The sequence below is a fragment of the Chryseobacterium sp. MDT2-18 genome (assembly GCF_030815285.1).
GTDB lineage: Bacteria > Bacteroidota > Bacteroidia > Flavobacteriales > Weeksellaceae > Kaistella > Kaistella salivictor.
This window is the reverse complement of record NZ_JAUSWQ010000001.1, coordinates 166,223-180,550: the sequence shown is the minus strand read 5'-3', so window position 1 is coordinate 180,550 and position 14,328 is coordinate 166,223. Positions and strand designations below refer to the sequence as shown.

Genomic DNA, 14,328 nt, shown 5'->3' with positions numbered 1-14,328 from the left:
AAAGTTCTTTGTGATTTAAATCATAAAAAAAGTAAATACAATCATACTTTGAGATAACAAACACTTCAGCCTTGCATGAAAGGGTTATTCCTTTAATTTTCCTATTCTCAAAAAAACATCTTCGTATTTCTTTAAAATAAAATCTTTTGCAAAACGGGAAGCGATTGAATTTTTAATGGCAACTTTATCGTGACTTTCTTTTAAAATATCGAGGATTTTCTCAGCGAACTTCTGATGATTGTCGATATTGCAAATTTCACCATTAATTTTGGGCTGAATGATTTCGGTAATTCCACCCGGACAATTATTCGCCAGGGAATAAGTTCCGCATGCTCCGGCTTCTAACAAAACATTTGGAAAACCTTCATAACGGGAGGAAAGAACGAATAAATCTGCAAATATTAAAAATTGATACGGATTTTTTTGCTGCCCGTGAAAAATTACATTTTCCAGATCTAAATCCTTTTTCATTTGATGCAGAAATTCTTTATCCCGTCCATCTCCTAAAATATGAAGCAGCAATTTTTCATTTTTTAAGTGAAAGAATACTTTCAGCAAATTATCGAAACCCTTTCTGGGAGACAGATTTCCGATGGCTACAATATTTTTAAAATCTGATGAATAGGATTCGGGTTTCTCCAAACCTTGCAACTTTTCATTAATAAAATCAAAATCGACCGGATTGTTTATTTTAATCAATTTCTCTTTTTTGATTTTAAAATTTTCAATCAGATCATTTTGCATATCATCGCTTTGACAAATAATCTTGTGATAATTATTGTAAAATTTATAGAAAAAACGGATTTCTTTTCTGGTGACATGTTGCGAAACAACATTGGTTTCTCTGGCAATGAATTTAGTTTTCGGGAAAAATTTAATAAAAAAAGCCAAATACGCATTCACTTCGCCAAAACCGCTGAACACAATATCGGGTTTTCTATTGCGTATTTCCTTTAAAATAGGCTTCAGAGAATGACGGATTCTGGGCGTTTTGGTATCGACAATCTCCACATCGTCTTTTAAAAATTCGAGATAACCACCTTCTTTTCTTAACAGAAGAATTTTCGGTTCAAACGTTGAACGCGGCAAATGATTTGCAATCGTAGTGACAATCCGTTCGGCACCGCCCATTTCGAGATCAGGGAGAATAAATAGAATGGAGATTTTCTTCATACTTTGTTTTTCAGAACGCTGACCAGGTTTAAAACTTTGACTTGGTTAATTGCTATTTTACAACAATTCCGGAAAGTCCTGCGAATGGTTGTTCAAAATATGGTTGATGATGAACCGATTGTCTTTTTCATCAAAGAAAATATACCAAAAAGTTTTATTGTTGGCTTTATATCTGAGATATTTCCTGCCAAATTTTTGGAAAGGTCCGGGAGAATTTTTAGTTATAGGTTTATCAATGTTTTGATCAATAAAATCAACAATCTTCATTGTATATTCTACTGCAGAGTTTCTAAAACCAAAATATTTAAAATCATAGAGCAAATCGACTAATTCCGTTAATGTTTCTTCTGCAGAATCAGCATAAATAATTATTTCTCCCAAGGTAAAGAATCGATATGTTGAATAATTCTTCTTCGAAATTCTTTAGAAGTCATCCCCCGCTCAAACCGTTCATCAAAATCGTCTTTCACAGTGTACTCTGACTGCGCATCAGAAAAGGATAAAGCGGTTTGATCAGCGTTTTTCAACTCCAATAATGATTGGATGCTTTCCAAATCATCAAGGTTTTTAATCCACTCGATTAATTCCTTTTTTATTTCAATAATTGGATTTTCCATCACTCAAATTTTAGTTCGCTACATCAGAAATAAATTTAATCCGTAACATTCTCACTTCTTCATCACTCAACTCATCACCGAATTCCGCCAAAAGAACTTTCATACTGTCGCTTTCGCTGTCACCCATAAATTCCATAAATTCCTCGACGATATCTTCATCAAAATTTTCATCAATATAATAATCAATATTCAATTTTGTGCCTTGATAAACAATCCGTTCCATTTCTTTCAACAGCTCATCCATTGAAATATTTTTCGCTTTGGCGATGTCTTCTAAATCGATTTTTTTATCGGTACTCTGAATAATAAAAACTTTGTGACTGGATTTATTGGCCACGGTTTTCATGACCATATCCTGCGTTCTTTCTATCTCGTTTTCTTCAACATACTTTTTAATAAAGTCTGCAAATTCTTTTCCGTACTTTTTAGCTTTCCCTTCGCCAACTCCATACACCTTTCCGATTTCTTCAATATTAATAGGATATTGAACAGTCATATCTTCTAAACTCGGATCCATAAAAACCGTGTATGGCGGAATACCATATTTCTTGGCCACCGATTTCCGCAGATCTTTTAACTGACCAAAAAGAACCTGATCCAGACTGCCACCTGCCTGGGTTTGAACTTTGTCGGAATCTGCTTTGGTCTGTTCCAGATTATATTCGCGGTCTTCAGCGATAAAAAATTCGGTATCCGATTTTGAAGAAAGTGTTTTGTTTCCTTTTTCAGTTAATTTTAAAACACCGTAAGTTTCAATATCCTTTTGCAGGAAATTTTGCACGGTCGCTTGTCTGATAATCGATTTCCAGAAATTTTCCGTTTCTTTTTTGCCGATACCAAAATATTTATTGGTTTCTAATTTATAAGATTTGGTCACGGGATTTTCTTTACCAACGATGACCGAGATAAGATCTTTTGTCTTGAATTTCTCTTCCAGTTCTTTTACTAAATTAAGAACCAGTTTCAATTCTTTTGATGCGTCTTTTAATTTTGGAGGATTCACAGAATTGTCACACATTAATGCACCGTCACCGCTAACGGGATCAAACTGTTCACCAAAATAACAGAGGATATATTGCCTTCTGCTCATTGAAGTTTCTACGTAACCTACTACTTCATTTAAAAGTTGCAGGCCAATTTCGCGTTCTGAAACCGGTTTCTGAGCCAGAAATTTTTCTAATTTTTCGATGTCTTTCGGATCATAAAATGCGAGGCAATGTCCTTCTCCGCCATCACGCCCTGCCCGACCGGTTTCCTGATAATAACTTTCCAGAGATTTTGGGATGTCATAATGAATCACAAAACGAACATCCGGTTTGTCTATTCCCATTCCAAACGCGATGGTTGCCACAATAATATCGCAATCTTCCATCAGAAATTTATCCTGATTCATCACTCTTGTTTTCTGATCCAGACCGGCGTGATAGGGCAATGCATTAATCCCGTTAACCTGAAGAACCTGTGCGAATTCTTCTACTTTTCTCCGGCTTAAACAATAAACAATGCCTGACTTTCCTTTATGAGAATTAATGAATTTTACGATTTCCCGATCGATATTCACTTTTGGTCTTACTTCATAAAAAAGATTCGGCCTGTTGAAACTCTCTTTGAAAACCTTAGCATTGCTCATTCCCAAAGTTTTCTGAATATCATCCTGCACTTTCGGCGTTGCCGTTGCAGTTAAAGCAATTACCGGCACATCTGCAATTTTATCGATGATGGTTTTCAGGTTTCTATATTCCGGCCGGAAATCATGTCCCCATTCTGAAATACAGTGAGCTTCATCAATAGCGACAAATGAGATTTTAACATCGCGCAGAAATTCCTGATATTCTTCTTTAATTAAAGATTCTGGAGCAACATACAGTAATTTGGTGACGCCCGATTTGATATCATCGAAAACCTGTTTGGTCTGGGTTTTATTGAGTGAGGAATTGAGCACGTGTGCTATTCCTTCCACAGAAGAAAGCCCGTTGATCGCATCTACCTGATTTTTCATCAGGGCTATTAATGGTGAAACAACAATCGCAGTTCCGTCCGAAATCAATGCCGGTAGTTGATAGCAGAGTGATTTTCCTCCGCCGGTAGGCATTAAAACAAAAACATCGTCTCCCTGCATCAGGGTTTTTATAATTTCTTCTTGTTGACCTTTAAATTTTGAGAAACCGAAATATTTCTTTAATTCCTTAGATAATTCGGTAGTTGGTGTATTCATCTTTTAAATTGACATTTTTTTGAGCAGCGTTTGTTTGTAGAATATCTTCATCTTCACTCTGCCTGAAAATTTGGATTTTAGGTTATGTTCTAATATTTCTTTCCTAAATTTGCATATTAATCAAAGTTAAATAATTATTATCACATTAAAAAAAAATGATATTTAATTTTAAATAAATTAACATTTAATATTTTTGTATTTTATAGAAATCCCACCTCTTTATTATTGAATTCTACCCGATAATTTTGATTAAAGTGGTGATGATCTTTAAATAAATGATGCACCCATTTTATGAATAACCAAGAAATACTTCAGCTCGCAAAAAATGCGCTGTCGATTGAAATTGCTGAGCTTGAACTTCTTAAAAACCGTCTGGACGGGCAGTTTCTAAAAGCCGTAGAAATTATTAATTCTGCAAAAGGCAAACTCATTATTGTAGGAATCGGAAAATCTGCACATGTGGGAAATAAGATGGTTGCGACCCTGAACTCCACCGGAACTCCCTCACAATTTTTACATGCTTCGGAAGCAATCCATGGTGATTTGGGTGTGATTCAAAAAACGGATGTCGTTTTATGTATTTCAAATTCGGGGAACTCTCCTGAAATCGTAAAACTCGCGCCTTTCCTAAAGCAATATTCTTCAAGTCTTATCGGAATGACCGGGAATTTAAAAAGCAAACTCGCTGAATTTTCTGATGTTATTCTCAACACATTTGTTGAAAAAGAAGCCTGTCCTATTAAGCTGGCACCCACAAGCTCTACAATAGTTCAAATGGCGCTGGGAGATGCTTTAGCGGTTTGTTTAATGGAGCTCAATGGTTTTAAAGAATCTGATTTTGCTAAATTCCATCCGGGTGGAAGTTTAGGAAAAAACCTTACAGCCAAAGTAGACCAGTTCCTGTCACCACAAAAACCGCACGTTTCAGAGGAAGCCAGTTTACGGGACATCATCATTTCCGTGAGCAGTTCGAAACATGGGATTACCGTAGTAACCAACGGGGATGATATCACCGGAGTTATTACCGATGGTGATTTGCGCAGAATGCTCATGAGCGAACAGGATTTATCGAAGTTCATCGCTAAAGAAATCATGAGTAAAAATCCGAAAAGCATCGATAAAAATGCTTTGGCAAAAGAAGCCATGCAAATTTTAAAAGACAAAAACATCGGCCAGTTAATTGTGACCGAAAACGGAAAATATTTTGGAATTATCGACATCCACAAATTACTGGATGAAGGAATTAACTAAAATCAATATTTCAATTCAGTACAGCGCCTACAAGTCGGCCGTGCATTTTTGACTCCTTACAAAGTCAATTAAATTAAACATTATTCGCTAATAATTAATTAATTTCGCACCTTCAAAAGAATTAGTTGTTATAAAATACACCATTATAAAACCTTAAAACAAAAATTTTCGTGAGCGAGAAAAAAGAAATGTCTTTTTGGGGACACATCGGAGAATTGAGAGCACACTTGATTCGCGCAATGATTGCGGTTGTAGTTTGTGCGGTCGTAGTTGGTTTTAATGTTAACTGGATTATGGATCACATTTTCTTCGGGCCTACAAGAAACGATTTTTTAACTTTCCGCGTGGTCAATCATTTTTCCCGCGAAATTGTCGGTCATGACAGCATCACGCTTCCCGCCCATTTTGCGGTACAACAAAAACAGCTTTTTCAGCAGTTTAATGTAATGATGGCGGTTTCTATCTTTGGAGGTATCGTTACCGCATTTCCCTATCTAGTGTGGGAGTTGTGGCGGTTTATTTCTCCGGCCCTGCATCCGAACGAACGAAAAAATTCGGTGTGGTTGATTAATTTTGTCTGGATTCTTTTTCTGACCGGAATTCTTTGTGGTTATTTTTTAATTCTTCCCTTTGCAATTAATTTTGGACTGTTGTTTAAAGTTTCAGATTCTATCACCCAACTTTTTGATTTGAGTGATTACGCAACTCTTTTCCTTCAAATTGTTTTGGGAATGGGAATTGTTTTTTTATTCCCCGTCATCGTGTATTTCCTCACTTCTATCGGAATTCTTACACCGAAATTCATGCGGACTTACCGTCGTCATGCCATTGTTTTGATTATGGTAGTGGCCGCGGTTATAACGCCGGCAGATGTTTTGAGTATGATGATGGCTGCATTGCCACTCCTTTTATTGTACGAATTCAGTATTATAATGAGTGCTTATACCTTTAAAAAAATAGAAAAAAGAAAGCTTGAAGAAGAAAAAGCAAGAATATAATCAATAGCTAAAAATAAAAAAACACGCTTCTTGGCGTGTTTTGTATTTTAAAAAAGAAGCGTTAATTCTCAACAAAATCCTTCAGACTTTTTCCGATAATTTCGTTCCAGCCATTTTCGAAACTTTCTTTCTGAAAATCTTTTCCAAGGTGGTCAAAGTTTTCTAAACCCTTGTGAGTAAGCGTTACCAAAGTTCCGCCTTCGTTTTCCTGAAGTTTCCATTTAACAATCGATTTATCTTTTGAAAATTCCGGATAGGTCCAGGTGTACTTTAATTTTTCATTTGGAATAATTTCTAAAATTTCTCCATGATGATGAAATTTCCGTTCTTCACCAGGTTCATAAAAGTTGAACTCATTGTGAACTTCCAAATCAAAATCGGGAATATCAAAATACCATTCTTTCATCTGCGCTTTATCGGTTATGGCTTTCCAAACCTTTTCAGCAGGGGCATTTACCCTTTGTTGAACAAGTACAATCTCATGCATAATTTTTGTTTTTTTGATTGTAATAAAGTTAGTATAATTTTCAGCAGAAAGAAAAAATATTCCTATGATATTTCGCATTCATCATTTTAAACTAAATTTGAACCCTATTTTAAAGTAAAATATTTTCTGAACCGTTCATCTCTATAACAACTTTTTTATAAAACTACTTTGGAGCTATTTAAAAATATGATGATTGCAGTACTGCTTATAGCAATCGTTTTCACCGCTGACCTTTTCCTTTTTATGCAACATCCTAAATTCGGGAAAGCGCCGACTGGAAAACGTTTGGAAAGAATAAAAAAATCCCGTCATTATCAAAAGGGAAAATTCGACAATATTAATTTTACACCGCAACTTGCAGAAGACGCTTCAATTCCGGGAGTGATGTTCCGCTTTTTATTCGGCAAGAACAAGAATTTAATCCCGAAGGAAAAATTTAATTTTGAAAAAACCGATTTGAAAAATTTGAATCCAAATGAAAATATTTATGTTTGGATGGGACATTCTTCTTATTTCATACAGATTGACGGCAAAAAAATCCTTGTGGATCCCGTTTTCAGTGGAAATGCGTCTCCGGTAAAGTTTGCCGCAAAAGCCTTTTCCGGAACCGATTTATACGCGGCAGAAGATATCCCAGAATTAGATTATTTAATCATTACGCACGATCACTGGGATCATCTGGATTATGAAACCGTGAAAAAGCTCAATCCAAAAGCAAAACAGGTTATTACAGGACTAGGAACCGGCGAACATTTGGAATATTGGAATTATGATCCTAAAAAAATTATCGAACTCGATTGGGGCGAAAATTTTGATTTGGGAAACGGGTTTAAAGTTTATGCAGAGACAGCACGGCATTTTTCAGGACGTGGTTTTAAGCGGAACCAAGCCATTTGGGCGAGTTTTATCTTTGAAACTCCGGAAAGAAAAATCTATATCGGCGGCGATTCTGGATTTGATAATCACTTTGAAAAAATTGGCAACAAATATGGTGGTTTTGACTTGGCTATTCTTGAAAATGGCCAGTATAACAAAGACTGGCGCTATATTCACATGATGCCGGAAGAATTTTTGGTGGCTGCTAAAAATTTAAAAGCAAAAAGAATAACCCCAGTTCACAATTCAAAATTCACACTTGCCCTGCACGACTGGAAAGAACCTTTGCAAAAAATAACGGCGCTCAATGAAAAAGAAAACTTACGCCTGATTACTCCTAAGATTGGGGGAAAAACCGTTTGGCAAAATGACTCCACCGTTTATGAAAAATGGTGGGAATCCTACAAGTAGAATCACCAGAAATCTGTATTCCCAATTTTATCGCAGAATAAAGTTCTTTTGCTGTCGTAAAATTGACTAATTTAGAGTAATCAAACCCTATAAACTTTCTTTAAAAATGATAAAAAAACTGCAAATCGCCAATGGTTTCTTTCTGATTTTCACCATTATCTTTAATTATCTGAGCAATACCGGAATATTTAATGGAAAGACAATCGCCAATGTTTCTGATCAATACCACAATTTTTTTACTCCGGCAGGTTATGCTTTTTCAATTTGGGGATTTATTTATCTGCTTTTAATTGGTTTCGTTTTTTACACGGGCAGAAGTTTATTTAATCCTGCAAAAAATGAAGCGAATGGCTTTGTAGCAAAGATCGGTTGGTGGTTTGTTGTTTCCTGTATTGCCAACTGTGCCTGGATTGTCACCTGGCTTTACGGTTTCACGGGATTATCTGTAATTGTTCTGTTGGTCACCTTTATTTCGCTTTTAATCATTGTATTGGAAGCCTCAAATTACCATTCAAACGTTGGCGAAAAATGGCTCATCAATTTTCCTTTTCAAATTTATTCGGGCTGGGTAAGTGTCGCTCTAATCGCGGCTACAGCAGCTTGGTTAAAAAAAACCGAATGGAACGGTTTCGGAATTTCGGAAGTGAACTGGACTATTATTTTAATCATTACCGCGTCTTTAATTCACCTTTTTATGACGTGGAAAAAGAATGCACCGGTTTTCGCTTTTGTGGCAGTCTGGGCTTTAATTGCAATTGCGGTGGCAAATAAAAATGAAAGTCAGCAGATTTATTTCGCAGCATTGACGGCAGCAGGAATTCTTTTTGTAAGCAGTTGTTTCAAAATTATTAAAGGAAGTTTAAATAAAGTTAGATGAAAGGAAAATCATTTTAAAGAAGTCAGGATTTGCATTTCCCGAAGTCTTTTTAATTTTCTTAAATTTACACTCATTAAAAATAAAGAATGAAAAACGCCTATATTATCGATGGGACAAGATCGGCCATCGGAAATTTTAAAGGAAGCTTAGCCGCTGTGAGAACTGACGATCTGATGGCTTCTGTACTAAAAAGTTTAATCGAAAAAAATCCGGATTTACCATTAGATAAAATCGATGATGTTATCATCGGTTGCGCTAATCAAGCGGGTGAAGATAATCGTAATGTTGCCAGAATGGCTTTACTTTTAGCAGGATTTCCGGTGAATGTTCCGGGCGAAACGGTGAACAGATTGTGTGCCTCGGGAATGAGTTCGATTGTTCAGGCGATGCGTGCGATCCGTTCCGGCGAAGGTGATCTTTTTATTGCGGGCGGTGTTGAAGGAATGTCGAGAGCTCCTTACGTTCTTTCCAAAGCGGAATCTGCTTTTGGAACCGATTCTAAAATGTATGATTCGAGTTTTGGCTGGCGTTTCATCAATCCAAAAATGGAGAAAATGTACGGAATTGATGCGATGGGAAAAACCGCAGAAAATTTAGCGGAAATGTTTGAAATTTCACGTGAGCAACAGGATGAATTTGCCTTAAATTCTCAGATGAAAGCCAAAAAAGCGCAGGAAAGCGGAAGATTGGCAGAAGAAATTTCTGACCTTAAAATTCCACAACGAAAAGGAGATCCGGTTGTCATTAATAAAGATGAATTCATTAAACCGAACTCTACTTTAGAAATTTTAGCGAAACTAAGACCGGCTTTTTTAAAGGAAAACGGAACGGTGACCGCGGGAAATGCTTCAGGTTTAAATGACGGAGCTGCTGCCGTGATTATTGCTTCAGATGATGCGGTGAAAAATTACAGTTTAAAACCTTTGGCTAAAATCTTAAGTTCTGCCGTGGTTGGCGTTGAACCCAGAATTATGGGAATCGGTCCGGTTGAAGCAACTAAACTGGCTTTGAAAAGAGCAAATCTTACTTTAGACCAAATCGATATTATTGAATTGAATGAAGCTTTTGCCGCGCAAAGTATTGCGTGTCTGAAAGAACTCGGAATCGCCAATGATGATGCAAGAGTCAACGTAAACGGTGGCGCAATTGCACTTGGTCATCCACTCGGAATGAGCGGAACGAGAATCACGTATTCTGCCGCTTTGGAATTACAAAAAACAGGAAAGAAATATGCGTTGGCGACAATGTGCATCGGCGTCGGACAAGGTTATGCCGTAATTCTGGAAAATGTAAATATCTAAATTTTATCCATTTTATTTAAAAACCCTTTCAGTCTTTAAAAGGCTGAAAGGGTTTTTCGCTTTGTATTAAAGAGGAACAGTAGGGATTTTTTCTACTAATATTTCCTTCCCGCTTTTGTCGTAATAAGTACACGTCATTTTTTGTAAATCTACAATCCAGCAATCGATTCCATTTTCTGCGCAATCTTGGCAAAATGTTTGGAAATTGGTTCCGCCATTTTGATGCAATTTTAATCGTTCGAGAAATTTTTCTGCATTGGTATTTTCAGAAATTAGAAGATCGTGTGTAGCTTCTGAGGTGATACTTTCCTTTTCATCATCGAAGTAATCGGTGTGACCATCTGTAACGAAAGTGATAAAATTTACAACTCCCAATAATTTTAATTGCCGAATTAAAACCGGAAATATATTTCCACTCTCTGTTTGGGCTTCGTGGATTTGTTCTGATGTAAATTTCATTGTTTGTAAGTTTTAAAAAGAAAAACTGAACTTCATTCTAGCCCCGATTGCAGCGGCATCCTTTTGCGGAACGAAGTGCAGCAAAAGATAGAGCGGAAAGCGGGACAGGTTTTGTAAGAAGCTAAAATCCTGTTGCTTCAAAAAAAATTAATGCGCCTGAACTTTGGAAGGATCATCATAGTTCACCATCCAATTAATACCAAACTTGTCGGTCCACATTCCGAAATAAGCGCCCCAAAAAGTATAGTTGAGCGGCATAGTAACTACTCCACCTTCAGAAAGTCCGTTGAAAATTCGGTCGGCTTCTTCTTTGGAATCGGTGTTGATGGAAAGCGAAATATTATTCCCGATTTTATGATCGTGAATTCCTGGCATCGTGTCACTACCCATCAAAATGGTTTCCGCAGAAATAGGCAGCGTCATGTGCATGATTCTGTTTTTTACATCATCTGACATTGCGGGCATTCCTTCCTGTGGCGGCATATCGCCAAATCTTCCGACCATCGGAAAATCACCACCGAAAACGGATTTATAAAAATTGAATGCTTCTTCGCAAGTTCCGTCGAAAGTTAAATACGCGTTAATTGTTGCCATGATATTGTTTTTAAATTATTGATTTTTCCAGTTCGTCGGGTACTCTAAATTGCCGTCATAACTTTTCCAGTTGCCAATAAACTCGATAAATTGATTTTCAATTTTCTCGGTTTTTTTATTCCACATAAAGGTATAAATAAATTTTCCTTTTAAAATCCCGGAATGTTTTCCCGTGCCTTCTTCGGCCAATTCATATTCGCCGAAAATCGAACTTCGTTTTTGAGCGTCTTTATATTTGGTGATTTTCAGTTTACCTTCGAATTTGGTATTCGTTTTTTCTACTAAAGAAAATCCAGAAACAAAATATTCCTGATCATTTTTTTTATCCTGTTCCGAAATATTAATTTTCACCTTCATCGGAATTTTTTCCGCAGTGATGGTTCCTAAATAAGGCTCAGAATTGTTCATCCAAACGCTGGAGATATCGGGCATTTGGGCAGTAATAAAACCGCTTATTAAAAGCAAAGTGAGTAAAATTTTTTTCATGGTTGTGTTTTTAAAATTAAATAATTAGGCACCGAACTGATCCAAATGATGATTTAAATGTTTCGCAAACATATTGTTCCATTCCTGAGCCTTGAGTTTCCCGAAAGAAAATGATTCTTTTCCGTCAAAAGATTCCCGCCCTAACTGCTGTGTTTTCTGAATAAAGCCGATCAACCGTTTTTTTTCAGAATCAAAATCTTTGCTTTCTTTAATTATAAATTGTGGTGCAGTCGGAGAATTCTGAGAATAGGATTTTTCGCCTACCACTTTCGGTTTTACAAATCTTTTTAAAATAAATTTCGCAATTCCGCCCGATGCTTTATGTTTTTGCGGTTCATACACCATTTCATAAGTTACATTGCAATGCGCCAACATTTGATCCACGGACATTTTGCCCCATTTCGCTTTTGAATCTGGAGAAAGCTTGTTGATTCTGTCGATGTAATTCTGCGCTTCTTTCGCATTAAAAATATCTTGCATAGTTTAGTTTTATCAAACAAAAATAGAATTATTTTAAGGAATATTTACGATTTAAATTTCACTTCTGATTCTGCTCAGCGTTTCCTGTGAAATCCCGAGATAAGAAGCGATCATTCCCAAAGGGGCACGAAGGATAATGTTGGGGTTTTCCTCCAAAAGCTGCGCGTATTTCTCTTTCGCCGTCATGTGTTGAAGCGAACTGATCCGTTTCGACATCTGAGCCATTAAATTCCCCAAAAGAAACCGGCTGAAATTCGCCGAGGTCAAAGAAACTGAACACAGTTCTTCCAACTTTTTATAATCACAAAAGGTAACCGTACTTTCTTCCAAAGTTTCGATATTATAAATCGAGGGAACATTATTGAAAATCGTGTCGATGCTGCCGAATGATTTTCCCTCTGAATAAAAATTGGTGGTGATGTCTTTTCCTTTTTCAAAATAATACGTTCGCGCGAGACCATTTTCCATGTAATAAACATTTCGGTTATGAGTATTTTGATGGCTTAACAGTTCGCCTTTTGCGAAAATTCTGGTCTGCGTTTCATTGCGAAAAAAATCTTCGGTAACGGCGTCTGGTTTTATATATTTTGAAATTTGGTCGAGCAGTTTCACTTCGTATAGTTTTCACAAAAATAAAGAAAGAATATGGTAAAAAGACAGAGATTTTATATTAATCATCCCTAGTAAATGAAGCAAAATCTGCAGCCCGGCTTGAGTGAAACTCTTTTTATGCAACGAAACGGAATAAAAAAGCGGGAATCTCGTCCTTAAAGACGAGCGAAATGTCTGCCAAAAATAAAAAAGAACGTCTGTACTACAGCCCAGACGTCCTCAACAAACAAACAGTATGAAAACTGTTATTACTTTAAGTCAAAATTATTCCTCGGAAGAAATTAATTCCGATAACTCGTCTTTTTCAATATTTTGCGAGATTTTATATTTTTTAAAAAGGAAATGAATTTTAATTTTCAGGGCGATCCAACCTAAAATAAAATACACCCAACCTAAAATAAAGAGATGAACTAAATATTTTTTGGTTAAAACATCAGAACCATTTTGTACGACCATAATTTTCAACGCTTCCAGATAAGGAGTCAGCGGAATAATCGCCGTAAAACTTTTGATGAACGCAGGCATCGCATAAGTTGGCCACGTAAATCCACTGATGATAAACGCGGGAGATGCGATGACCATTAAAACTTGCGTTGCTTTCAGCGCATCCGGTACCAGAATACTGACGAGAACGCCTAGATTGGTTGCCGCCACTACAAAAACTGCGGTGATTAAAAAGAAATTCCAAACATTGTCGGGTACCGGAATTCTAAAATATAAACTGCACAGATAGAAAAACAAAATATTGAAATTCGCGAAAATCCAGATGGGCAGACATTTAATCGCCATGACGAAAACCGCATATTTTTCTTTTCCGGCAAAATCTTTTAGGAAAGATTCTCTTTTAAATTCTTCGGAAAAAGTTACCGCCATTGCGAGTAAAATCACCTGCTGTAAAACGACCGCCATCATTGCCGGCCACATAAAAACCAGATAATTACTCGTGGTGTTGAAGAGCGTAATATAGTTCGCTTTGAAAGGTTCATATTGGGTTTTCGCCAAATCTGCATTCATTCCTTTTTTCTCCAACGCTTTAATTTCGGCTCCCGCAGAAAAGGTTCCTAAAGTCAACTGAATGGCTTTGGTGGCAAAATTCGCCGTCAAAACATTTGAAGTGTTCACGTAAACATTCACCTCCGGATATTTTTTCTGAAGCATCATCGCTTCGAAACGTTCCGGAATGATGATTACCGCGGCAGCTTCTGTTTTGATGGTTTCGTCTTTCAGGTTTGCGGGTTCGTTGATATAATTTAATATGTTCAACGCTTTGCTGTCCTGCAGCATTTCTACCACCTGATTGGATAACGGCGTGTTGTCGTGATTCACCACGATGACGGGAATATTTTCTACTTTCCCGGATTTGTAGGTGAAACCGATGAGCAAAGCGTAAAAAACCGGTGCTAAAAAGAAAACGGAAAGCATCGTTCTGTTGGTGAAAAACAGGTGGAATTCCCTTTTCAATAAATATCTGATTTGTTTCATTTTCTGCGA

The 14,328-nt window shown here is 36.7% G+C and carries 16 protein-coding genes; 5 read left to right on the top strand and 11 right to left on the bottom strand.

Going from position 1 to position 14,328, the window contains the following annotated elements:
- Positions 1-84 precede the first annotated feature (84 nt).
- Genes QF004_RS00835 through recQ form a run of 4 tightly spaced genes read right to left on the bottom strand, consistent with a single transcriptional unit; the run spans position 85 to position 4,005 of the window.
- On the bottom strand, positions 85-1,173 hold the full coding sequence (locus QF004_RS00835; protein ID WP_307421882.1) for a glycosyltransferase: 1,089 nt from the start codon (positions 1,171-1,173) through the stop codon (positions 85-87).
- 57 nt (positions 1,174-1,230) lie between these two features.
- Complete coding sequence (locus QF004_RS00830) at positions 1,231-1,554, bottom strand: hypothetical protein (RefSeq protein ID WP_307421880.1); 324 nt, start codon at positions 1,552-1,554, stop codon at positions 1,231-1,233.
- Entirely contained in the window at positions 1,542-1,790 is a 249-nt protein-coding gene (locus QF004_RS00825; protein WP_133440455.1) for a hypothetical protein, read from the bottom strand. Before QF004_RS00825 ends, QF004_RS00830 begins: the two co-directional genes overlap by 13 nt.
- Before the next feature lie 10 nt (positions 1,791-1,800).
- Positions 1,801-4,005, bottom strand: a complete 2,205-nt coding sequence (recQ, locus tag QF004_RS00820) for a DNA helicase RecQ (RefSeq protein ID WP_307421878.1) — start codon at positions 4,003-4,005, stop codon at positions 1,801-1,803.
- A gap of 291 nt (positions 4,006-4,296) precedes the next feature.
- Here recQ and QF004_RS00815 point away from each other — a divergent pair, with 291 nt between their 5' ends.
- Together QF004_RS00815 and tatC are read left to right on the top strand one after the other, a co-directional pair.
- The gene (locus QF004_RS00815; RefSeq protein ID WP_307421877.1) at positions 4,297-5,256 is read left to right on the top strand and encodes an SIS domain-containing protein; all 960 of its coding nucleotides are present in this window, start codon (positions 4,297-4,299) and stop codon (positions 5,254-5,256) included.
- 170 nt (positions 5,257-5,426) lie between these two features.
- Complete coding sequence (tatC, locus tag QF004_RS00810) at positions 5,427-6,254, top strand: twin-arginine translocase subunit TatC (RefSeq protein ID WP_307421875.1); 828 nt, start codon at positions 5,427-5,429, stop codon at positions 6,252-6,254.
- Positions 6,255-6,315: 61 nt separating this feature from the next.
- Here the strand turns inward: tatC and QF004_RS00805 are convergent, their stop codons facing one another.
- Entirely contained in the window at positions 6,316-6,741 is a 426-nt protein-coding gene (locus tag QF004_RS00805; protein WP_307421873.1) for an SRPBCC domain-containing protein, read from the bottom strand.
- A gap of 186 nt (positions 6,742-6,927) precedes the next feature.
- On the opposite strand from QF004_RS00805, the gene QF004_RS00800 reads away from it, so the two are divergent.
- The 3 genes from QF004_RS00800 (at position 6,928) to pcaF (ending at position 10,206) form a co-directional block, all read left to right on the top strand.
- Positions 6,928-8,028, top strand: coding sequence for an MBL fold metallo-hydrolase (locus QF004_RS00800; RefSeq protein ID WP_307421871.1), 1,101 nt, complete (start codon positions 6,928-6,930; stop codon positions 8,026-8,028).
- Positions 8,029-8,134: 106 nt separating this feature from the next.
- The gene (locus tag QF004_RS00795) at positions 8,135-8,905 is read left to right on the top strand and encodes a tryptophan-rich sensory protein (RefSeq protein WP_307421869.1); all 771 of its coding nucleotides are present in this window, start codon (positions 8,135-8,137) and stop codon (positions 8,903-8,905) included.
- An 86-nt stretch (positions 8,906-8,991) separates the two neighbouring features.
- Positions 8,992-10,206, top strand: coding sequence for a 3-oxoadipyl-CoA thiolase (pcaF, locus tag QF004_RS00790; protein ID WP_307421867.1), 1,215 nt, complete (start codon positions 8,992-8,994; stop codon positions 10,204-10,206).
- 66 nt (positions 10,207-10,272) lie between these two features.
- Here pcaF and QF004_RS00785 read toward each other — a convergent pair whose 3' ends face one another.
- The 6 genes from QF004_RS00785 to QF004_RS00760 all read right to left on the bottom strand — a co-directional run bounded on the left by QF004_RS00785 (position 10,273) and on the right by QF004_RS00760 (position 14,319).
- Positions 10,273-10,665, bottom strand: a complete 393-nt coding sequence (locus QF004_RS00785; protein WP_133440449.1) for a DUF1398 domain-containing protein — start codon at positions 10,663-10,665, stop codon at positions 10,273-10,275.
- 147 nt (positions 10,666-10,812) lie between these two features.
- Positions 10,813-11,259, bottom strand: coding sequence for a VOC family protein (locus QF004_RS00780; RefSeq protein WP_307421865.1), 447 nt, complete (start codon positions 11,257-11,259; stop codon positions 10,813-10,815).
- A 15-nt stretch (positions 11,260-11,274) separates the two neighbouring features.
- Positions 11,275-11,745 carry a hypothetical protein gene (locus tag QF004_RS00775; RefSeq protein ID WP_307421863.1) on the bottom strand — a complete coding sequence of 157 codons (471 nt, stop codon included), beginning with the start codon at positions 11,743-11,745 and terminating at the stop codon, positions 11,275-11,277.
- A 24-nt stretch (positions 11,746-11,769) separates the two neighbouring features.
- Positions 11,770-12,225 (bottom strand): DUF1569 domain-containing protein, encoded by a 456-nt coding sequence (locus QF004_RS00770; protein WP_307421862.1) that lies wholly within the window; start codon positions 12,223-12,225, stop codon positions 11,770-11,772.
- A 51-nt stretch (positions 12,226-12,276) separates the two neighbouring features.
- Positions 12,277-12,837, bottom strand: a complete 561-nt coding sequence (locus QF004_RS00765; RefSeq protein ID WP_133440445.1) for a Crp/Fnr family transcriptional regulator — start codon at positions 12,835-12,837, stop codon at positions 12,277-12,279.
- 264 nt (positions 12,838-13,101) lie between these two features.
- Positions 13,102-14,319: an ABC transporter permease gene (locus QF004_RS00760; RefSeq protein WP_307421860.1), complete on the bottom strand. Its 1,218-nt coding sequence runs from the start codon at positions 14,317-14,319 to the stop codon at positions 13,102-13,104.
- Positions 14,320-14,328 lie beyond the last annotated feature (9 nt).